The following is a 23,680-nucleotide window of genomic DNA, read 5'->3' as shown; positions in this document are numbered from 1 at the left end:
ATGTAAGAAAAGGCAATGATATAAAAAATATAAGATGATAATAGACAAATAGAAGATAATAATAAGAGAAACAAAAGATAGAAGATAAAAATATCAAAATAAAAAAGATAAAAATAAAAAATAAGAAAAACTGTAAGATAAGAGTAGAAAAAGAGATAGTCTAAGAATAGTAAAAGTTTAAAAAAGGATAGTAATTATAAAAAGTCCATTAAGGAGGTATTTAATGGAGAGCAAGCTAGGAATAAAAGATGACTTAAAGGCAGAGGAAGTAGCTTATAGAATAAATCATTTAGTATTCAGTCAGAATATGCTAAATAGCTTTAAAAGAGATAAGGGAGAGTTTTTAGATAAGTATATTAGAAATATATTTTGGAGTGATGATAGTAAGGAGGACAAATTATATGAAAAAAATATGAGTTATGGTCGTGATTTTCATATGATGTGTCAGAGGATTTTTTTGAATATTATAGAAAATGTAGATGAAATTAACTATATAGATAATTCTATGAAAAGTGATTTGAAAAAAATAGAGTCTATAAAAAGAACATATATTAATAGATATGGAAAAGAAAATATAAAGTTTCATCCAGAAACAACTATTGAATTAAGTGATAGAATACAGGTGGCTCTTGATTTATTGGTAGAGATATATGAAGATGGAAAGCTATCACAGGTAAATATATGGGACTGGAAGATGGAAAAAAGAAAAATCTTGAAATCTTTTGCAAAAAGAAAAATGCAGACTATTGTATATATGTATGCTTGTAAAGAAAGTATAGCAAAGGATTTAGATTATAGCAATTTAAAAATGTATTATTATCAGGCAAGAATTAATAATAATGTAATGATAGAGTATACGGAGAAAGACCATGAAAAAAATAGAGAAACTATATATTCTCTAATAAATAAAATTAAGTCTATTTCGAAAGAAGTAGAATAGAGGGAGGATACTATGGGCGTAAGTTTTATTACTGGCAGAATGGGATGCAATAAAACAGATAAAATTTTAGATTTATGTTTTGAAGAGGCCAAAAAGGAGAGTCAAAAACCAATTTATATATTAGTTCCTGAAAAATATACTTATGAAATGGAGAAAAAGATAAGTCAAAGATTTTTGAAGGACTCAGATCCATATTTTAGAATTAGGGTAGTGAGTTTTACTACTCTAGGAAATATTGTATATAGCAGTGTTGGGGGATTGACTGAGAGAAAAATATCTAAAACAGCAAGAGCAATGTTGATATACAAGGCTATTGATTCAGTATCAAATGAGCTAATAACCTTTAAGGCAAAGGGTTCTGGTATTGGTTTAGTGCCTAAAATAATGGATATGATAATAGAGTTTAAGCAAAATGATATGTCTGTTGATGAAATTTATGAAATGGCTAATAGTAGTGAAGATGAATCTCTAAGGCATAAACTAAATGACTTGGCAAAAGTATATGAAAGCTATGAATCTTATCTTTTGGATAATTATTTTGATACAGAAGATAATTTGGAGTTTTTTTCAAAAAAATTAGATGATTACAAGGATTTATCAGGAGCAACGATATTTGTTGATGAATTTACAGGATTTACGCCGATACAGTATCTGGTTATTGAAAAGTTGATCTTATATTCAAAGGATATATATTTTTCTCTTATGACCGATTTGAAAAACTTCAATTCTAGGACAGGGGTATTCTCTAAGACAAATATTACTTTTATGAAAATAAATGAGATTTGTCAAAAATATTCAATAAAAAGGGAGAGAGATATTTACATTAAAGAATGCGACTATTACGATAATCCTATTCTAAGACATTTAGAAGAAAATATAAATGAATTTAATCCACCCAAATATACTGAGTCTCTAGCACTAGATGATAAAAGTAAAGATGGTTTGAAATTTAATACTAATCCTCTAAGAATTATTGAATTCAAAAATGCTCACCTAGAAGTTGAACATATTGCAAGCGAGATAAACAGGCTAGTAAGAGATGAGGACTATAGATATAGCGAGATTACTATAGCTATGAGGGACTTAGATCAGTACTCATATCTAATCAAAAGTATCTTTGAAGACTATAAGATAGCTTATTTTCTAGATGAAAAGATTGCTGCTAAAAATAATCCTATAATAATTTTAGTCTTATCAATTTTAGAGATGAAGCAGAAAAATTATAGTTATGAATCAATGTTTAGATACTTAAAGAGCGGGCTGACTCCTCTATCTAATATAGAGATTTCTATGTTGGAAAATTATGTGTTAGCAAATGGAATAAAGGGAAAAAGATGGTTTGATGATGTTTGGGATTATCCAATAAAGCATAACCTAGAGGATAATAATCCAAATGAAAAAGAGGAAGATGAATATCTAGAAACGATCAATAAAATAAAAGATAAACTTATGAGACCAGTAGAGATACTACACAATAAATTAAAAGGAAGAAATACTGTTTCAGAAATTTGTAGATATTTATATGAGTTTACTATAGATATAGAGTTGCCTGAAAAAATAGTAGCCTTAATTGAAAAATTCAAGGAAGAAGAGAATCTATATAAGGTGAAGGAGTATTCACAGGTATGGTCTATATTTACTGATATGCTAGATGAGATGGTAGAATTTCTTGCTGATGAAAAAATTGGTTTGGAAAGATTTATTAATCTTATGGAAGCTGAATTTGATGAGTTTGAACTAGGAATTATACCACCAGCCAGAGATCAGGTATTTGTTACAACCGTAGATAGGATGAAAAATCCAGACATGAAGATTTTATATTTGATAGGTGTAGGAGATGGAGTATTTCCACAAGATATATCTGATGATAATATGCTTACAGAAAATGACAGAGAAAAGCTATTAAAGCAGGGCATAAAGTTTGATACAGATATATTGTCTAGGGCATATGATGAGCAATTCTTAGTATATAAGGCTCTTAGTATATCTATGAGTAGATTGATCGTTAGCTATCCTATAGCAGACTTTGAAGGCAAGTCAATGAGACCATCACCATTAATTAAGAAACTTAAAAAAATGTTTCCGAATATAAAGTTGGAGTTAGTAGATAATGAAAAAGTAGATGAAAGTTTCGATAAAGTTGTGGAAAATATCTCAGCGAAAGAAAGACTTTTCGATGACTTAATCTCCAACTTAAGAGAGATTAAAAATACAGAAAAAAAGAAAGAAATAGATAATTGTTGGAGAAGTGTTTATAGATACTTTAAAGATAATGATGATTATAAACTTAAGATAAAAATGATAGACAAGGCTCTAAATTATGAAAATGCTGCTGAAAGAATGAGTAAAGAACTAGCAAATGAAATATATGGTGCAGGTATGTTTAGTATATCTAAGCTTGAAAACTATGTATCTTGTCCATTTTCTTACTTTGTAAATTATGGATTAAAGGCAAAGGACAGAGAAGTTTATGAGTTTAGTCCTATGGATTCTGGTATATATTCACACAAGTTGCTAGATGACTTTTCAAAGAGAGTGATGATAAATGGTGTGGAGTGGACAGATATAGATGAAAGTTATATTAAAAGTGAAGTAGATAAAATTTCGGAAAAAATAATAGAAGATAGAAAAGGCTATATATTAAAGAGTTCAGAGAAACATAAGTATTTAGCAGAAAGAATCAATAGAAATTTGGTAGATAGTCTACAGATAATGTCTGAACAAATTCGAAGAGGTGACTTTATACCAGAAAACTTTGAAGTAGAGTTTGGATTTAAGGGTGATATAGAGCCTATAAGATATAAGCTTGATGATGGAAAGGCGATTATTTTAACTGGTAAAATTGACAGGGTTGATAAATACAATGATGGCGAGGTTGATTATGTAAGAGTTATCGACTATAAATCATCTACAAAAAATCTTGATATGGATAAAATAATGGCTGGTATTCAGATGCAGTTATTTGTATATATGAGTGCTGTATTAAAGTCCAATAAGAAATTAAAAAAAGAAGATAGTATCAATAATCAAAAATTAAATAGCAAGCCAGCAGCTCTTTTATATAGTAGATTTAATCCTATTAAGAGCAAGCTATCTGGTCTTGAAGAAGCGGAAAGTATGACTGAAAAAGACTTAGAAAATACAATACTAAATGAGAACAAGCTAAGTGGATTTATAATTAAAGACAAAGAAGTAATAAAACACCTTGATAAGACATTAGATGAGGATAATAAAAAGTCTGTTATCTTGCCAATAGTTAATAAAAAGGGTGGAGAAATTGGAGCAAATACTGTAGGTTTAAGTTTTGATGAGTTTGAAACAGTAAGTGAATATGTATTAGGTAAGACTAAAGAAATATGTGAGGAGATATATTCAGGAAAGATAGATATACATCCATATAAGTTTGGAGATGAACTTCCTTGTAGGTTCTGTGATTTTAAATCTATATGTCAATTTGATCCAACTATTAAAGGAAATAGATACAACTCAATCAAGAAGAGGGTAAAAAACAAAGATTATACGGAAGTCTTGAAATTAATGAGAGAAAAAATAAGAAAAAAAGATAGGGAGAGGGGTGACGAATAATGTGGACAAAGGAGCAAGAATCGGTAATAAATAATAGAGGATCAAATCTTTTGGTAGCGGCGGCTGCTGGTTCTGGTAAAACAGCTGTTTTGATAGAAAGAATTATACAGTTAATACTAGATAAGGAAAATCCAGTAGATGTAGATAAATTATTGGTCGTAACATTTACCAAGGCAGCAGCATCTGAAATGAAAGAAAGGGTAGCTTTGGCTATAGAAAAGGCTCTTGAAAATGATGCCGACAATAAACATCTACAAAGACAAATGATGCTTTTGAACAAAGCAGATATTAGTACAATAGACTCTTTCTGCAAAAAAATATTAATGAGTAACTTTCATGTTACAGACTTGGATCCAAATATAAAAATAGCTGATCCTACAGAAATATCCATTATAGCCTCAGAAGTAATGGAGGAAATGTTTGAAGAGCTGTATGATGAAAAAAATGAAAAGTTTTTAAAATTAGTGGATTATTATTCTGTGAAAAATAATGATGATTCTTTATCTAGTTTGATTCTTACTATTAATAACTTTGTAAACTCTTCTCCCTATCCTGAGAAGTGGCTGGATTCTTCAGCACAGTATTTTGATACAAGAGATAAGGACTTAGATTTTTATGTCAAAAATTACTTTGTACCTGTAGCAAAAGATGCTTTGATCGCACTTAACTATCATTATTTTATAGTTAAAGAGTGCCTAGAAGAAATTATGCCTTATGATGATTTAATTACTTATTATAAAACAAATAGTGATAAGTTTGAATATCTTAAGTTGGTAAAGGATAGTTTAAGTAACTTCCTAGAAGAAGGAAAAAATAAAGCAGAAGATATGTTGGAAATATGGGAGGATACTCTTAAAATAATAGAAGAATATAAAAAAAAGAAATTCCCTCAGTTTCGAAAAAGTAAAAAGTTTGCAGAAGATGCAATCATAAGCTATGAAGAAATTAAACCTAAATTAGATGAGTCTTTCAAAAGTATCCAGTCTGAATATGAAAAACTCAATATAAAAATTGATTATATAAAGAAAGAAAATGATATTGTATATCCCTATATGAGAGCCTTATCTGACATTACTATACTTTTTAGAGAAAAGTTTGCAAAGAAAAAAGAAGCTATGGCAATAGTAGATTTTGCAGATGTAGAGCACTATGCTCTTGAAATATTGACAGATGAGAGAGATGGAGAAGTTTTTCCTTCAAAAATAGCAAAGGCTTACAGTGATAACTATGTAGAAGTATTTACAGATGAGTATCAAGATAGTAACCTTGTTCAAGAAATGATTCTTTCAATGGTTTCTAAAAGTGATAAGCCAAATAGATTTATGGTAGGGGATGTTAAACAGAGTATATATAGATTTAGACAAGCTATGCCAGAAATATTTATGGATAAGTATAATTCTTATGATCTTTATAGTGACTGTCCAGAAAGTTTAAATAAGAAAGTTATGCTTTATAAAAATTTCAGAAGTAGGGCAGAAATACTTGAAGGTTGCAATCATATATTCTCAAAAATAATGAGAAAAGAAACAGGTGAACTAGATTATACTGAAGATGAAAGACTAAATCCTAGTGCAGAGTTTAAAGAGATGACGAAAGAAAACGCATTTGTTGCAGGTCCTATTGAAATTTTTTTAGTGGATGAAAAAGAAGATGATGATAATAAGGAAAAAGATATCTCTAAAGCAGTTTTAACTAGTGAACTGACAGATGAAGAAGAAATTGAAGATTTACAAGGTTTTTCAAAAGAGTGCATATCTATAGCAAATATTATATATAAGATGGTAAATTCTAGAGAGTCTAATTATATGGTATTTGATAAAGAAATAGATGATTATAGGGCTGTTGAGTATAGAGATATAGTAATTCTTATGAGATCTCCAAGCAAAAAAGCATTAAGTATAGAAGAAATATTAACTGAATATGACATACCAGTATATACAGATTCTGGGGATGGTTATTTTTCTACAATAGAAGTAGACACTATGATAAACTTACTAAAAGTGATTGATAATCCAATTCAAGACATTCCACTAATTTCTGTTATGAGATCTCCTATATATGCTTTTAATTCGAGTGAACTAGCAAGGATAAGAGTTGAAGCTAGAAATGTAACTTTTTATGAGGCACTTTTAAAGGTCTATAACTTGGGAAATAATATAAGTGAAAATAATATAAGTGAAAATAATATAAGCGAAGAAAATATTAGTGAAGAAAGTATAACTGAAGAAAACATAAAAATATCAGAAGATATGATAAAGCTTAAAAACAAGGTAAGAGCTTTTCTTGATTCAATAGAAACTATGAGAGAGAAATCTTTACTTTTATCTGTAGATGAATTTATATGGTATCTATTGAAGGAAACGGGCTACTATGCATATGTTGGTCTTCTTGAAATGGGTCAGCAAAGACAGGACAATCTTATGCTTCTATTTGAAAGGGCAAGACAATATGAAAAATCTTCTTACAAGGGATTATTTAACTTTATAAATTATGTAGAACGTATGAAATCTAAAGCAAGTGATCTAGGAGAAGCGAAGTCAATATCAGAAGAAGAAAATGTAGTTCGAGTAATGAGTATTCATAAGAGTAAAGGCTTGGAATTTCCAGTAGTTATAGTTGCAAATACAGAGAAAAGATTCAATACATCCTCAGACGAGATAGATATGTCCCTGCATCAAATTATGGGGTATGGACCTAGAGTAAATGATTTAGATAGAAAGCTACATTTTGATAGCATAACTAAAAAAAGAATAGATCATGTTAAAAGAAATGAGCTAATAGCTGAAGAGATGAGACTTTTATATGTTGCTATGACTAGGGCAAAAGAAAAGTTGATATTTACTGGAAGGATTAAGGATAAGGATAAAAAAATAGATAAGTGGAAAGAGACTCCTACAGATGAAAATTTAAATATTGACAGTATGGCAGTTTTATCTGCAAACTCTTATTTAAACTGGATTATGCCAGCAATAATTAATCTAAGTGAAAGAGAAGAGTTTATAAATATTAAGGGAGAAACTTCTAAATATATAGGTTACAAAGACTGTAAGTGGAGTATTAATATTGATAGTTTTGAAAAAGTGAAGGAAGAATATAGAGATATAATGGATATAAAATCTAAAGTATCAGAAAGTAAAGATGGAATAAATAATTTAGAGCTTGTAGATGAAGAAAATGAGCCTGAAGATAAGTTAAGTAATTATGACGCTTGTAGTTATGAAGAAATAAAAAGTATATTAGATTCAAAATTTGATTATGAATATAGATATAATAATAGTGCAAATAAACCTTCAAGCATATCTGTTTCTGAGATAAAAAAGATAATTCAGGATTCAGAGGATGATGAAGTACATAAAAATATATTTGAGAAAGATTTTTCAGGAGAGCTAAAAACACCAAAATTTATGCACAGGGGTAAAGATAGAGTCGAGTTTACAGCAGCAGAGAAAGGAACTATTTTTCATCTAGCTATGCAACTTTTAGACTTTTCAAAGTTTACTGCTGATGAAAATAGCGATGAATTAGTTAAAAAAATAAATGAGGAAAAGAAAACTTTTGTAGATAAAAATATAATGACAAGCGAGGAAGCAGATACAGTAAATCCATATTGGATTGCTAGATTTATTTCTTCTCCAATATTTAAAGAGATTATAGATGCAAATAAAAAAAATAAAGTCTATAAAGAAAAGGCTATTGATTACAGCATAAAAGTAAATGAAGTATATAAAGATGAAAATATTGAAGACTCTGAAAGAATGATGATGGTAGGTATAATAGACTTATTCTTTGAAGATGAAAATGGAGACTTAATTTTATTGGATTATAAGACGGACTATGCAAATGATAAAAATTATGAAGAAGTAGCAAAAAGATACAAGCTCCAATTAGAACTCTATAAGAAAGCTATGGAGGATATTTCAGGAAGAAAAGTATCTAAAAGCTATATATATTTATTTAGCATTGGTCGTTTGGTGGAATATAAGGAGATATAATATGAGAATAATACATAGCTCAGACTGGCATCTGGGGAAAAATCTAGAAGGAATATCTAGAATAGAAGAGCAGGAAGAATTTTGTCAGGACTTTATTGAGTTGGTAGAAAAAGAAAAGGCGGATATGGTAATAATTGCAGGGGATGTATATGATACATATAATCCCCCAGCAGTTGCTGAAAAGCTGTTTTACGAGACAATTGAAAAGTTATCTGATGATGGAAATAGATGCGTGTATATTATAGCAGGAAATCATGATAATCCAGAGAGATTAGAAGCTATAAAACCACTAGTATCTACTAAAGGAATAGTTATACTAGGTTATCCTATGAGTAAGGCAGATACTGGTAAATTTGAGGGATTTGAAATTCTTGAAGGAAAAGAAGGTTTTACAAAGATAAAAATAAAGAATGAAGTAATAAATATAATAGGAATTCCATATCCAAGTGAAAAGCGTCTAAATGATGCCATTGATAATTTTGAAAATATAGAGGATATGCAAGACTCTTACTCAAAAAAAATAGGAGATATATTTGAATCGCTTGAAGAAAATTATAGAGAAGACGAGATAAATATTGCTGTGTCACATATATTTGTAGTTGGAAGTGAAAAATCAGAATCGGAAAGAAGGATAGAGCTAGGAGGATCCTTACTTGTAGAGAAAACTAGCCTTCCTAAAAAATCACAGTATACGGCATTGGGACATATTCATAAGCCACAAAGAATATCCAATAAATATAATGCCTATTACTCAGGCTCTCCAATACAGTATAGTAAGAGTGAGAGAAATACAGCGAAATCAGTATACTTGCTAGATATAGAAGCTCAAAAAGATGCAGAAGTATCAAAGTTATATACGAAAAACTATAAGCAGATTATTTTATTTGAGTGTGACAATATTGAGGAAGCAATTGATATATGTGAAAAAAGATCTGATGAAGATTTATTTGCTTACTTTGAAATAAGAACAAAGGAAGCCTTAAAGCTATCGGAAATACGAAAGATGAAAAAAACAATGAAGCATATATTGGAGATAAAGCCAATAATTGAAAGTATAGACTATGAGTTTGAGAAAGAAAGTATAGATATAAACAAGTCAAATATAAGTGATTATTTTGTTGACTTTTATAAGAAAAATAATGAGGGTATGGAACCATCAGAAGAAGTTAAGAACTTATTTGAAAGCATAGTTAATGATGAAGAGGAGGTTGAGTAGTTGAAACCTATAAAACTTGAGATAGATGGACTAAATAGTTATGCAACAAAGCAGGTGGTCGATTTTGAAAGTCTTACAAGCAGAGGTTTATTTGGAATATTTGGTAAGACGGGAAGCGGAAAATCAACAATTTTAGATGCAATTACACTTTCTTTATATGGAAATATAGCTCGTGGAACGAAGGAGTTTATCAACTCAAACCACGAAAAAGCTTCAATTGACTATGAATTTGAGCTTGGAGAATCAGGAGAAAGAACTCTATATAGGGTATCTAGAAGGTTTAAAAGAAATAAAGCTAATGGAAACTCTCTAAGTGACTATGCTAGGCTGCTAAAGAAAAGCTCTTCTGGAGAATATGAAATATTGGCGGATAAAAAGACCGATGTAGACAAAAAAATAAAAGAAATAATAGGTTTACAAGAAAGTGATTTTTTGAGATCTGTCGTGCTGCCTCAAGGGAAGTTTAGCGAATTTCTTACTCTTGCAGGTGCTGAAAGAAGAAGTATGCTGGAACGTATATTCGGTCTAGAAGAATATGGTACAGAACTATCTAAAAAGATATATAAAAGAAGAGGCAAGTTATTCGGAGAGATGGAAATCTTGCAAGCAAGGCTAAGTGAATATCCAAATATAAATATAGAAGAAAAAAACAACTTGGAAAAAGAAATTGAAGGCCTTAAAAAAGAAATTAAGCTGCTAGAAGAAAATAAAATAGACGAAAATAAAAAATATGAAGAGTTTAAGCAAGTATTTGATTTACTAGAAGAGAAAGAGAAGATAGAGAAAACTCTTGAACTTCTATTGGAAAATAGAGAAAGAATAGAAGAGTTAAGTGATAAATTAGAGCTTTCAGATAGGGCTATGATATTAAAGCCTGAAATAGATAAATTAAAAGATTTAAAAGAGAAGGTAAGAAGTTTAGATAAAGAAAAAGAAGAATTAAATATAGAAGTCTCTAAATTAGAAGAAAATTTAAAAGAAATAAATATTGAATTTAAAGAAATAGAAGCTAAGAAAAATGAAATGCCATTTATTATATCCACTAAAAAGGATATGGAAATTATATTAGAAGAAAAAGAAAAGCAGCTTAGAGAGATAGAAAATATATCTAAAGTTGAAGAATCAATAAGGATTTTGCAAGAAAAAAAGTTAAGCGTTGAGGAAAAACTGCTGGAAATATCAGTTAAAGAAAAAGATCTTGCTAAGGAAATAGAGTCTATTGAAAAGTCTATAAGCGAAAATAAAGTTGATGAAGAGTATAGGAGCTTAATATATGATGGAAAACTATTATTTAGAGAGTTAGAAAAAAACTCGGATAAGACTTATGAATATGAAAAAAGAATATCTTCACAAAATAATCTTATTAAAGAAAATGAAGAAGAAGTAAAAATTTTGGAAGATAAACTGACTGAAGTAAAAGAAAACTTAACAAAAACTTTGCAAGCAATATCTAATGAAGAAGATACAGATGGGATAGATGATGACACTTTAGAAAAAATGTCAGAAGAATTATATCTATTAGAAAAGGAAGCAAATAGACTATCTGACTTGACTGTTAGTAAAAAAAGACTGCAAGAAGAAAATATAGACTTGAATAAAGCTAAGGAAGTAATAGAAGATAAGCTTTTAAAGCTTGAAAGCACCATTAGTGATATTGAGATAAAAATAGGAAAACACTCTAAAATAGATAGTGAGTCAAGTATAGAAAAATTAGCATCACAGATAAAGGAAATATGGAGCGAGAATTTTCATAAGGGTGATATATGCCCAGTATGTAATAATACCGTTGAAAAAATAGAGCTAAATGAATATATTGAAGATGGCTATAATAAAAATAAGAAAATTTTAGAAGAGTTGGAAGAAAGTCTAAAGATAGAAATAGTAAAAAAAGCTGAACTAAATAGTGATATTAAGAATATATGTAAAAATATTGAAGAAAATAATGTAAAAATATTAGAGATTGAAAAAGCATATGGAGAAATATCTCTTGAAAGCCTTGCTGATAAAATAAATAATTTAAAGGAGAGCAGAAAGAAGGCCAAGCTTTTTATAGAGGAGAAGAAAGATAGACTTATTAAGCTAAATGAGAAAAAAGAAATATTAAAAGAAGTAGAAAACTCTTTATTAATAGAAAAAAATAAGATTTTAAGCGATAATAATGCTAAAAAGGAATCTATTGAAGATTTAAATAAGGATTTAAAGGCAATTTATGAAGAAAAGACAGCTATAAATAGTAGAATTTCTGATATTAAAAATAAAATTCTAAAAGAAATTGGAGAAAAGCTAGTAGTTGATAAAGAGTTCTTTAAGGATGAGTATGAAAAAATATCAAAGAGTTTGGAACTGCTTGGAAAGTTAGAAGTTGAAAGAGAAAAAAATATTAAAAATTTAAAATCTCTTCAAAAAGAAGAAAAAGATATAAAAACTGACCTAATAAACTTGGAAAAAGAAATAGCAATTAAAAAAAGTGAATTAGAGGGAATTGACAAAGCTATAAAATCCAGATCTGAAGAAATCTCTGAAAAAGAAGATAATGTAGATTTAGAAAGACTTAAAAATATTGTTGAATTAGACTGTAAATTGGAAGACAGATTTATAGGAATACTAGATACTTTTATAAGGGTTGTAGAAGAAAATTATAATGAAACAAGAAAGTATTTAGAAGAAGAAGCAAAAAATATTGAAAGCATTTATAGAAAAATAGAGAATAATAAAACTTTATTAGAGTATGAAAATAAAGCTTTATTGAAACAGTTGAGCAAGCTAGATCTTCTTTTAGAAGAGAATAAATTTGAGAATGATAAAGAGATAGAAAAATATTGTTTAGATGATAGAGAGATAGAAAAGTATAAGCTCGATATAGAAAATTATAAGGAAAGTTTATCTGAAAATAAGATAAAACTAAAAAATATAAATGAAAAGCTATTAAGTCGAACAGTGTCTAAGGAAGAAAAAGATGCTCAGCTAGAGATTTTAAATAAAATATTAGAAAAGCTAGATTTATTAAAGGAAGAATTGACAAAAGCAATTTATAAACTTGATAAACTAGAGAATGACTTGAGAGTAGTAGAAGATATTTTAAAAGAACAGGAAAAAAAATCTAAGATAATGGACAGTATCAAAGAGTTAGAAAAGATATTTAAGGGCAACAGATTTGTCGAGTACTTATCTCAAATATATCTAAAAAATATCGTATTTGATGCTTCTAAAAGACTAGATAGTATTACAAATGGAAGATACTCACTTGAAATCAATTCAGAGTATTTATTTGTGATAAGAGATAATTTCAATGGTGGAATAAGAAGGTCTGCAGATACATTATCTGGAGGAGAAATATTCTTAACATCACTTTCACTTGCACTAGCTCTTTCTTCCCAAATACAGCTAAAGGGAAGTGCGCCGCTTGAATTTTTCTTCCTAGATGAAGGCTTTGGAACTTTAGATAGTGACTTGCTGGAAACTGTTATAGAATCTTTAGAAAAACTATCTAGTGATACTCTAAGCGTAGGTATAATATCACATGTTGACGAGATAAAAACAAGAATACCTATGAAGCTTGAAGTAGAGATGGATGAGTCTATATCATCTTCTATAATTACTCAAGTACTTGATTAAAGTCTATCTTACTAATTTAAAATAAAAAATCTGAAAAAGAAATATTTAAAGCTTTAAATAATATTTTAAAGTATCTATTTTTGGGAATATTCAATATATGATTAGTTTTTAAAAAGATATTAAATGAAAATGAAAAGTAAATATTATCAGGCAAATACATAGAAATTTGTGTTTTATTATGATATAATAAAAGCGTAAAGTTTGACAAAGTAATTAAGTCTTTACTTGTTTTTTTTAAGATGTTTTGCTATATATAAAGCATACAAGGTATGCAAAGTATATAGGTGGACAAGAAAGGCTTTTTTATTATATATATACAAGTTTTAATAAATTTGTATTATAATTTAAGGCAGAAAACTTATAGGTGAGTTAGAAGTGTCTAAAATTTAAAGATAAAATAATTTTAAATATGGGAGAGTGGTTTTTGTTGGATTCTGGTGGTTTGTGGATTCAGGTAGTTATTTTGTTTATCCTGCTTTCAATATCAGCTTTTTTCTCAGCAGCTGAAACGGCGCTGACATCAATTAGCAAGGTAAGAGTAAGGCATTTAAAGGAAGAGGGCGTTAAAGGTGCTAGTGTATTAGAAAAGTTAATATCTGAGCCTAAAAAGCTTTTGAGCACGGTTTTGGTAGTGAATAATATAGTAAATATAGCAGCAACATCTATATCTACATCTGTAATGGTAGGTCTATTTGGAAGTCAGGGTGTAGCTTGGGCTACAGCTATAATGACAGTGCTTATATTGGTATTTGGTGAGGTTACACCAAAGACTCTTGCTTCAAATAATAAAGAGGGAGTATCTTTAGCTGTTGCCAAAATATTAAACTTGTCTATTGTAATATTTGCTCCTTTAGTATTTTTAATAAACCTAATGACTACATTGATATTTAAAATATTAAGAATCGAAGACGATGATCCGAAGTCTCTTGTTACAGAAGAGGAACTAAAAGCTATGGTAAACTTCAGTCACGAAGAAGGTGTACTGGAGCAGGAAGAAAAAGCAATAATTGACAATGTATTTGAGTTTGGTGATATGAAGGCAGAAAATGCTATGATTCAGAGAATAGATATGGTTACAGTGAGTGCTGATGCAAACTATGATGAGGTTTTAAATCTATTTAAAGAAGAAAAAATGAGTAGATTTCCAGTTTATAGAGGAAATATTGACGATATAGTAGGAATACTGAATATTAAAGATATAATATTTTTAACTGATGAAGAGGAAGAAACTTTTAAGGTAGAAGATTATATGCGTGATGTATTTTTTACATATGAGTTTAAGAAAATTTCTCAGCTCTTAGAAGAAATGAAGCTTGCAAAAACTCAGATAGCTATAGTTTTAGATGAATATGGTGGTACTTCTGGGCTTTTGACAATAGAGGATTTAGTTGAGGTACTTGTTGGAGATATTGAAGATGAATATGATGAACATGAAGATGAAATAGTTAAAATATCAAACAATGAATATATTGTTGATGGTAGTACAAAAATTAGCGATGTTAATGAGTACTTACATAAGGATATTGAGTCAGGTGAGTTTGATTCGATAGGTGGATATATCATAGGTTATTTAAATAGACTTCCAATAGAAGGCGAAGAGATAGAACTAAACAACTTTATTAGAGTCAAGGTGTTATCTCTTGATAAAAATAGAATTGCTGCAATTAGAATGATGATAGATGATGTAGAAGAAATAGATGATGAAATATCATTTAGAGAATATAAAGAAAAAGAAAGCAATAAAGATAATGATTAAAAAACCAGATGCTCAGGCATCTGGTTTTTAATTAACTAAATTAAAAACTTTTTCTTTCATTTTCCTTGTAGTCATAAGTTTTAAGGAATTTCATATAAACTCTATTCCAGAACTCATAATCTCTTAATCTTAATAGCTTTATTCTTTTACTTGCCTGTCGAGATTTAATTTTACTGATATTTTGGTACTTTTTTTCTTCTCCATCAATCACTATGAGTATAGAATTATCAAATTTATACTCAGGATTTATGCTAATTTCACTATCCTCAGCAGGTAGTATAATGCTAGATGTAAAGCTTCTAAAAGCATTACTACTAATAGGAGAAATAGGAGTGATTTGCATAATTTTTAAGCGATTATCAACAATGCTACCTCCTGCTGAATAGTTGTACGCTGTGGAACCAGTTGATGTTGAAAGTATAAGTCCATCGCCGCTAAATGTTTCCATAAAATTACCATTTACAAAAAGGTTTAGATGAGCTGTTCTAGATCGATTTCCCCTAACGACCAATTCGTTAATTGCATAGTCTCTAACAGAGTGAACACTATTTTCGATATCAATCTCTAAAAGAGGAAGCTCATTGATTTCAAACTCATTATTCATATAGCTGTCTATAAAATAATCAATTTCTTTTTCATCTGGCAGTATCTCAGCAAAAAAACCTAAGTGGCCTGTATTAATACAGAAAAAAGGCACATCAGGGAAGTCTAGCTCTCTAGCAGCCCTTAGAAAAGAGCCATCTCCTCCAATAGATATTACTAAAGAAGTTTTATCTGTAAACTCTTCGCTAACATTATATCCATATTCTGAGAATTTTTTTGTGATTATTGTTTTTATCTTTTGTGAAATATCTAGACGGTTAGATCTAATAGTAATATTTTTTTTCATAATATAATTTTTCAACCTTCTTTCATAAATACTATAAGTATATGATAACAACTAAGAGTGTAAAAATAAACAAGAAAATGAAATCTAGTGAAAAAAATAAGATTATTATAATAATAAGAAAAAGTAAAGTTAATAAAATTTTATGGGAAATAATATATTTATGGTATAATAACAAGGTATAGATAAAAAGAAATACTTAGTTAAGGATGGAAAAATTGTGTTTATTGAAGAAAAACAATTATGGAATAAGTTTGTAATATCTGTTGAAGAAGACATTAAACTAAAGGAGTTCTTGCTTAATGAATTGGAATTTTCAACTAGATCAATATCTAAAATGAAAAGAGAAAAAAGAATATTTGTTAATGGCGAATTTAAAAAACCATCTTCCATAGTGAGTAGTGGTGACATTATAGAGATTCCTATAGAGGAAGAGATGAGTGATTTTGTATCTGAGGATTTGGGGGTTGAGCTCTTGTATGAAGACTTTGATATATTGATTATGGACAAGCCTGCACATATGGTTGTTCATCCAACCAAGAGTCATTACAAGGGAACACTTGCAAACCACGTTATAAATTATATCGAAAAGTCAAAGGAAGAGTACAAGGTAAGATTTGTTAATAGACTGGATATGAATACATCTGGTATTGTTGTGTTGGCCAAAAATGCATATGCACATCATAGGCTATCAAAAGATATGAGCGATGATTTAATGAATAAAGAGTACATAGCAGTAGTTGATGGTGTGATGAAAGATGACTTTGGAACTATCGATGAGCCACTTATGATATCTGAAGAGAATTCTGTTCTTAGATGTGTAGATCCTAGGGGACAAAGATCAATTACTCACTATCAAGTGTTGGAAAGAATGGAAAATGCCACTATTGTAAAGCTGAGATTAGAAACTGGGAGAACTCATCAGATTAGAGTCCACTTGTCTTATATAGGGCATGGAATAATAGGTGATGATCTTTATGGAAGAGTAGATGAAAATCTTATAGAAAGACAGGCACTTCACGCTTGTAGGATAGGATTAAATCAACCTAGAATTAAAAATAGAATCGAAGTAGAAAGTAATATTCCAGAAGATATGAAGGAATTAATAGAAAAGTTAGGAGGAAAGAGTATTGATTATTAATAAGGTAATAATTCATGTATTGGATAAAAATTCTGATTTTCCAGTGCTAAATGACACAGAAAATGCTATTTCACCTGAGATAGACGCCTTTTATCAAAAAATCATTAGAAGAGTACTGAGAGATGATGATTTAAGAAAAGCAAAATTTAACGATTATAATGAAAATGAAATAAGAGTATGCTGTGATCATATATTATATGACGAAAACTCATTTGTTGTAAGCTCACAGGGTATTGCAGGATTTTTATTTGAAGCAATGAAGATAAATGCAGAGCTTGATTCTTGTGATCTAGCCGTGGTTTTATATACAAATAAGGATCAAAAGGGTGTAGCTATTATTAAGCTTGACTATAAAAAGTTATATACTCATGAAATCGGTTATGATGATGAAAATGAAAAGGTATCAATCAAAATGATAGCTAATGATATAGCAATTCAGTCATCACAGAAGATTGTACATGCAGCACTAGTTGGTGTGAGTGGTGTAAATGATGAGTGGCATTTAAATGTTTTAGATAAAGTTGCAGAGAAAAATGAAACAGATTCTAGCTTTGTAACAGAGTTTTTAAAGGTTGAAAAGGTAAGAGATGAGAAGTATCTTACAAAGTCTTTTAAAAATGTTACTGATAACTGGATTACAAATGCATATGGAAACAATGTAAAAGATGCAGAAGATGTTAGAAGTATGATGAACTATGTTCTGAAAGAAGACAATAATGTTGATATAGACAAATTTGTAGAAGAGTGCATAGTAGATGATGAAAGAAAAGAAAGTTATAAAGAGCTCTTGGAAGACAAAGAAATTACAGGAGAGTTTCCAATAGATAAAACTTGGGTTGAAAAAAAATTGAAAAGAAGACGTATACAGACAAATACGGGATTTGATGTAAAAGGCTTATTGGAAGATTTTGAAGATCCAATGAAGTACTCTATAAGACAAAATAGTGATGGAAGCGTAGATATCACTATTAAAAATGTAGAGTTTTATGAAGAAAAATAAATAAAATATCTTGAACGTAAAAAGGGACATATATATGTCCCTTTTTACAATCTTAGTTGTTTTCTTCAATATAATTGATGATATCAGAAATAGTTCTGATCTGCTCAACATCTTCTTCTTCAACCGTAATATCAAATTCGTCTTCAATGTCCATTATTATCTCAACGGCATCAAGAGAATCAGCATTTAAATCTTCCATTAAATCAGTATCCAAAGTGATAAAGCTGTCATCATCTATGTTTAGCTTGTCGACTATGATTTCTTTGATTTTTTCAAACATTTAGATTACCTCCCCCACAAATTATTTAGTCTAGGCAACTAATTACTTAAGCACCACGATTAAAAAAAGTATCATAGTGGCTAGTTGACATTTTTAAGTAAATAACACTTTATAACAGTATCTTAATATATTACTGGCTTTTTTTCAACAAAAAATACCGAAAAAAACTATATTTATTTTTGTGAATAGTATATAATGAAAATAAGAGGAAAATGGATACAGCTAAATTTAATTAATATTATTAGGGAATACAACTATTTGGAAAGTGTTGTACAAGGATAAGATATTATATATAATTAACTATATTAGTTTTATAAAATAAAAAAAGGAGGCAAAGATTATAAAATGGTAACTAAGAAACCAACCACAATTAAAGATGTTGCGAAAAAAGCTGGCGTTTCAATATCTACGGTATCGAGAGTAATAAATGATTCTAAACCTGTTACAAATGAAGTTAAGCAGCGTGTTCTAGACGTTATTAAGGAAACGGGATATGTACCAAATCCATTAGCAAGAAGTTTGGTAACTAAAAAGAGTCAGTTAATCGGTGTCATTGTGCCAGAAGTAACAGATACATTTTCAGCAGAGGTATTAAACGGTATTGAAGAGATATCAAAGATGTATAATTACGATATACTTCTTGCTAACACATACTCAGAAAGAGAATTGGAAATAAAAAATATAAACTTATTAAGAGCAAAGCAGGTAGAAGGAATAGTCATGATTTGCTGGGATATAGATCAAGAGATAGTGAATATACTAGAAAACAGTGGTATACCAGCAGTCTATATTAGTAAAACAACTAGAGATTTTGATATATATAATGTTTCTACTCAAAATGCACCTGCTACTAGGGATATGACACAATTTTTGATAGATAAAGGTCATAAAAATATATCTCTACTTAGAACAAACTATCATATATCAAATCTTGCAGATGCTAGGCTTCAGGGATATAAGGAAGCTCTTAGTGAAAATAATATAGAATACAATGATAAGCTTGTTAAATCGTGTGGAGCTACATATAATGATGGATATGCTACGGCTAAAGAGCTATTAAATGAAGGAACAAAGCCTGACGCAATATTTGCTACGAGTGATGAAGCAGCGATAGGTGCTATAAATGCTTGTTTTGATATGGGATATAAGGTTCCAGAAGATATTTCAGTTGCAGGATTTAATGATGTTAAGTTTGCCAAGATATATAGACCGAAATTAACAACTGTTTATCAGCCTTTATTTGATATGGGTGCAGTGGCAATAAGAATGATTATAAAGGTAATACAAGGACAAGATATTGGAGAGAAAAAAGTAGAACTACCTTATAGAATAGTTGACAGGGAAAGTGTTCTTGATAGAAATGAATAAAATCATATTTGTAATTATATAAGAGAAGCTATATACAATTATTTAGTTAATTAACAATATACTTTGAAAAACGAATAAAATTAAGTTTATTTATGATTGATGATATAAATTTTAAAATAAAAAACATTATTTAAGAAAAAAAATACAAAAAAACTTTAAAAAATTTGTGTTTTGGTATATAATGTATATATAGCTAGAACATACGACAAGGTTATATGTAAGTTCAACCTACATTTGTAATACGGGAGACATCGTTCATATACGAGTAAGAAAAGCCTAAATATTGCATTTAGGAATTCGGAAAATATATGGCGGGTCACCCACCTGGGTGATTCTCGGGTGTGAATTTAATTAGCCTACGGTGTTTTGGGAGTAAAGGTGTTGTCTTATGGCAACACTTTTATTTTTTATTTAATATTTAAGTAATTGTGTTATAGTTTATATAAGTATTTAAAAAAATATTTATATCTATAGGAATAATAAAGAATATATATGTCATTATGGCTCATATAAAAGATATTTAATATATTGATAAAGGGGGATATTTATGGAGTTTGAGGATTACAAGGTAGATTTTTCTGGTAATGAATGTAAGTATATACAGATTTACAATAATATAAAATCAATGATACTGGAAGACAAGTTAAATTCAAATGATAAATTACCACCTATAAGAAAGTTAGCAAGTTTTTTGGAAGTAAATAATGTAACAGTAGTAAAGGCTTATGAGTTACTAGAGTCAGACGGTTATGTAAATAAGAGAGTTGGAAGTGGGACTTTCATATCAAGCAAAAGTAATGGTTATTCTAAGAGGGATTTAGATGAGGATGATAAATTTTATAGGCTGGATAGCGGAAATCCATCACCGGAGATATTTCCTATAGAAGATTTTAAAAAGGCTATAAATATGGCCCTCGAAGAAGATGATGCAAGTATATTCAATTATGATGAGGGAAATGGCATAAGTGACCTAAAAGAGCTTATGGTAAGATATTTGAAAAACTTCAATATAAATACTAGTTCAGAGAATTTGATGATAATATCTGGTGCACAGCAAGGAATAGACATAGTTGCCAAAACTCTTATAAATTACTCTGATATTGTTTTTATTGAGGAACCAACTTATGCAGGTGCTATAGACGTTTTAAAGAGTAGGGGATCAAAGTTAGTTCCAATACCAATGTTGGAAGACGGTATAGATATTGGTGTTTTAAAATTAAAGTTAGATAAAATCAGACCAAAGATGATATATGTAATGCCTAACTTTCAAAATCCAACTGGTATAACATATTCAGAAAGTAAGAAAAAAAAGTTAATAGAGCTTGCAGAGGAATATGAGTTTTATATATTAGAAGATGACTTCATAAGTGACTTTAAGTTTCTTTCAAGCAATAATAGAACTCTAAAAAGTTATGATAAGTACAATAGAGTAATCTATATAAAGAGTTTCTCTAAAATACTTATGCCAGGCTTACGAGTAGGTGTGATGGATATTCCTACTGAGCTTATGAACAGAGCTATGTTATCAAAATATAATTCTGATATATCAACATCTACTTTGATTCAGAAATCCTTATACTACTATATGGATAAGTTTGATTGGAAAAAGCATATTTCAACAGTGGAAAAAATATACACTAAAAAATTTATTGAATGTTATTCCTATATAAATAAAAGACTAGGGCAAAGGTTAAAAGTTATTAAAACTGATGGAGGCATTAACTTTTTTATTGAATTGAGTAGGGGATATTTTTCTAGAGACTTTGTAGACTTCATGCTGAAGAAAAGAGTTGTTTTGCAACCAGGATCTATTTATTTTGACAATGAGATAGATGATAGGTTTTTTAGAATAAATATTGCTAGGGAGTCTGTAGAAAGAGTTAAGGAGGCTGTAGATATAATAGCTGATAACTTGGATGATTTTTATAAAGAGTTTAATACGCTTTCAATAAAAAGCAACTCAGACTTGCAGTAAGTCTAAAGATCTAATTCTTATATACAAATATTAAAATAAAAAATATATAGCAAAAATCTATAAGGTGTAGTATAATGTAGTTCGGAAGACAGAGTTTAGGAGGTATAACTATGGATATGATAAATGAATTCGATAAAGATAAATTAGCAAGAATAAATGAATTGGCAAAGTTTGCCAAGGAAAGAAAACTTACATCAAGTGAAGAAAAAGAAAGAGGTATTTTGAGAAAAGAATTTCTAGAAAATTTCAGAGCAGGATTTAGACAACAGTTAAGTAATATAAAGGTTGTTCATCCTGATGAAGAGGTTGAAGAAGTAACAGTAGAAATTGAAGAAACTGTAGAAGTATAAGTAGTAGATAAAATATTAGAAAAATAAACTAAAAAGCCACATTATGCATAAAGAGTATTGAAAATACTACTTACGCATAATGTGGCTTTTTATTAAAAAATATTTAGTTAAAATACACTATAAAACTCTACATATTAAAATGTAGATAATTTGTTTTAAAAAAATCTAAAATAAGTATTTACAAAGAAGTATCTTCATTGATACTTATGCCATAGAACTCTTCAAAGAACTCCAGAAATTTTTTCTCCGTTGGAGTAAACACCTTTTTTTTCGAGAATAGAAAATAGAAGTTTCTATCAAACTTATATCCCTTTATTCTATACCCCTTTAGTTCATTTCTATCAATCATATCTTGTACAGATATTTGAGATGCAAATGAGCATCCTAGCCCTTCTTTTACCATTTGAATAATAGCATCATTTGACTCTACATTAGCTCTAACCTTAAGGCTAGAGAAGGTTACTGGACTCGAATTTAAAGTTTTGACAATGACATTTCTAGTTCCAGATCCTTCTTTTCTCATAAGAAAAGTTAATTTTTTAAGATTCTCTATATCAATATATCCGTCCTGATCTACATCTAATTTACAGTCATTTGGACATATAAGAAGCAACTCATCATTTATAAAGTCAGAGTATTCGATGTGAGGATGTTTGAGTTTAGAGCCTACTATACCAAAAGTAACTCTTTCACTTAAAATTTCAGGTATAACTAGATTTGAATTACAATGATTAATTGTAAAAGTTATATTAGGATACCTGTCACAGAAGTTACTTAGAAACTTTGGAAATATGTATGTCTCAGGAATGGAGCTACAAACAATATTTAAACTGCCTTCAATTCTACCTGAGTATTCCTTTATATCATACACTGCCTTTTTACAGTCATTCAATATAACAATTGCATGATTGTAAAGAATATTGCCCGAATCTGTAAGAGTTATTGTTTTGTTATTTCTATTTAACAACACTGTCTGCATTTCACTTTCCAGATTTTGAATATGTGAACTAACAGTTGGCTGTGTTAGAAAAAGTTCCCTAGCTGCCTTTGAGAAACTTTTATGCTTAGCTACAGCAACAAAAACTTCCAGTTGTTTTATATCCATTAGTATACCTCCATAAAATTATATTATAGTACAATTATACTATATATTCATAGATAAACAAAATGTTAATAATAGTTTTCTTCTATTAATATATATAATACTAAAAGTTAAATACTTTTAAAAGCATATTTTGGTAAAAATTATAATTATACAGAACAAAAGCCATAAAGAAAGAACTCTTCCCTTATGGCTTTGGTAATAAATGCCGCTAGCCGGGGTCGAACCGGCACGATATTGCTACCGCAGGATTTTGAATCCTGTGCGTCTGCCAATTCCGCCATAGCGGCTTATTTAAATTGTGTTTTTCATAAAAAAATTTATAAAATAGCGGAAAACACTAAAAAATTAAGTACTTCTAAGTACATGTAATATAATATCATACTTTTTTTAAAAAAACAAGATAGAAACTAAAAAAGAATTTAAAAATTCAATGAGTATTATTTGTGGTATAATCTAGTTGATAGATTTAAG

The 23,680-nt window shown here is 29.2% G+C and carries 14 protein-coding genes, 1 tRNA gene and 1 other RNA gene; 12 read left to right on the top strand and 4 right to left on the bottom strand.

Features of this window, described 5'->3' with window-relative positions; genetic code table 11:
- Window positions 1-223 precede the first annotated feature (223 nt).
- From UF10_RS05880 to UF10_RS05855, 6 genes are all read left to right on the top strand, one after another.
- Window positions 224-940 carry a PD-(D/E)XK nuclease family protein gene (locus UF10_RS05880; protein ID WP_106776900.1) on the top strand — a complete coding sequence of 239 codons (717 nt, stop codon included), beginning with the start codon at window positions 224-226 and terminating at the stop codon, window positions 938-940.
- 12 nt (window positions 941-952) lie between these two features.
- Window positions 953-4,525, top strand: coding sequence for a helicase-exonuclease AddAB subunit AddB (gene addB / locus UF10_RS05875; protein WP_106776899.1), 3,573 nt, complete (start codon window positions 953-955; stop codon window positions 4,523-4,525).
- Window positions 4,525-8,517, top strand: coding sequence for a helicase-exonuclease AddAB subunit AddA (gene addA, locus UF10_RS05870; protein ID WP_106776898.1), 3,993 nt, complete (start codon window positions 4,525-4,527; stop codon window positions 8,515-8,517). The genes addB and addA overlap by 1 nt, the downstream gene beginning before the upstream one ends.
- Window position 8,518: 1 nt before the next feature.
- Window positions 8,519-9,733 carry a metallophosphoesterase family protein gene (locus tag UF10_RS05865; protein WP_106776897.1) on the top strand — a complete coding sequence of 405 codons (1,215 nt, stop codon included), beginning with the start codon at window positions 8,519-8,521 and terminating at the stop codon, window positions 9,731-9,733.
- Complete coding sequence (locus UF10_RS05860) at window positions 9,734-13,348, top strand: AAA family ATPase (RefSeq protein ID WP_106776896.1); 3,615 nt, start codon at window positions 9,734-9,736, stop codon at window positions 13,346-13,348.
- A gap of 409 nt (window positions 13,349-13,757) precedes the next feature.
- Window positions 13,758-15,104 (top strand): HlyC/CorC family transporter, encoded by a 1,347-nt coding sequence (locus UF10_RS05855; protein WP_106776895.1) that lies wholly within the window; start codon window positions 13,758-13,760, stop codon window positions 15,102-15,104.
- Window positions 15,105-15,144: 40 nt separating this feature from the next.
- On the opposite strand, the gene UF10_RS05850 is transcribed toward UF10_RS05855, so the two are convergent.
- Complete coding sequence (locus UF10_RS05850) at window positions 15,145-15,993, bottom strand: NAD(+)/NADH kinase (protein ID WP_106776894.1); 849 nt, start codon at window positions 15,991-15,993, stop codon at window positions 15,145-15,147.
- Between the two features lie 217 nt (window positions 15,994-16,210).
- Here UF10_RS05850 and UF10_RS05845 point away from each other — a divergent pair, with 217 nt between their 5' ends.
- Together UF10_RS05845 and UF10_RS05840 are read left to right on the top strand one after the other, a co-directional pair.
- On the top strand, window positions 16,211-17,131 hold the full coding sequence (locus UF10_RS05845; protein WP_106776893.1) for an RluA family pseudouridine synthase: 921 nt from the start codon (window positions 16,211-16,213) through the stop codon (window positions 17,129-17,131).
- Complete coding sequence (locus UF10_RS05840) at window positions 17,121-18,131, top strand: nucleoid-associated protein (RefSeq protein WP_106776892.1); 1,011 nt, start codon at window positions 17,121-17,123, stop codon at window positions 18,129-18,131. The genes UF10_RS05845 and UF10_RS05840 overlap by 11 nt, the downstream gene beginning before the upstream one ends.
- A 52-nt stretch (window positions 18,132-18,183) precedes the next feature.
- Here the strand turns inward: UF10_RS05840 and acpP are convergent, their stop codons facing one another.
- On the bottom strand, window positions 18,184-18,411 hold the full coding sequence (acpP, locus tag UF10_RS05835; protein WP_106776891.1) for an acyl carrier protein: 228 nt from the start codon (window positions 18,409-18,411) through the stop codon (window positions 18,184-18,186).
- Between the two features lie 345 nt (window positions 18,412-18,756).
- On the opposite strand from acpP, the gene UF10_RS05830 reads away from it, so the two are divergent.
- From UF10_RS05830 to UF10_RS05815, 4 genes are all read left to right on the top strand, one after another.
- Window positions 18,757-19,779: a LacI family DNA-binding transcriptional regulator gene (locus tag UF10_RS05830; RefSeq protein ID WP_106776890.1), complete on the top strand. Its 1,023-nt coding sequence runs from the start codon at window positions 18,757-18,759 to the stop codon at window positions 19,777-19,779.
- A 187-nt stretch (window positions 19,780-19,966) separates the two neighbouring features.
- Window positions 19,967-20,156: non-coding RNA, 6S RNA (ssrS, locus tag UF10_RS05825), on the top strand.
- A 170-nt stretch (window positions 20,157-20,326) separates the two neighbouring features.
- On the top strand, window positions 20,327-21,754 hold the full coding sequence (gene pdxR / locus UF10_RS05820; RefSeq protein ID WP_106776889.1) for a MocR-like pyridoxine biosynthesis transcription factor PdxR: 1,428 nt from the start codon (window positions 20,327-20,329) through the stop codon (window positions 21,752-21,754).
- Between the two features lie 110 nt (window positions 21,755-21,864).
- Window positions 21,865-22,104, top strand: coding sequence for a DUF896 domain-containing protein (locus UF10_RS05815; protein WP_106776888.1), 240 nt, complete (start codon window positions 21,865-21,867; stop codon window positions 22,102-22,104).
- Between the two features lie 178 nt (window positions 22,105-22,282).
- Here the strand turns inward: UF10_RS05815 and UF10_RS05810 are convergent, their stop codons facing one another.
- Complete coding sequence (locus tag UF10_RS05810; RefSeq protein WP_106776887.1) at window positions 22,283-23,209, bottom strand: selenium metabolism-associated LysR family transcriptional regulator; 927 nt, start codon at window positions 23,207-23,209, stop codon at window positions 22,283-22,285.
- Window positions 23,210-23,412: 203 nt separating this feature from the next.
- Window positions 23,413-23,496: transfer RNA gene (locus tag UF10_RS05805), tRNA-Leu, on the bottom strand.
- Window positions 23,497-23,680: the final 184 nt, after the last annotated feature.

Source organism: Peptostreptococcus russellii, assembly GCF_003012055.1.
In the GTDB taxonomy this organism is placed as follows: Bacteria; Bacillota; Clostridia; order Peptostreptococcales; family Peptostreptococcaceae; genus Peptostreptococcus; species Peptostreptococcus russellii.
The sequence above is the reverse complement of the archived record's forward strand: the minus strand, read 5'-3'. Positions and strand labels throughout refer to the sequence as shown.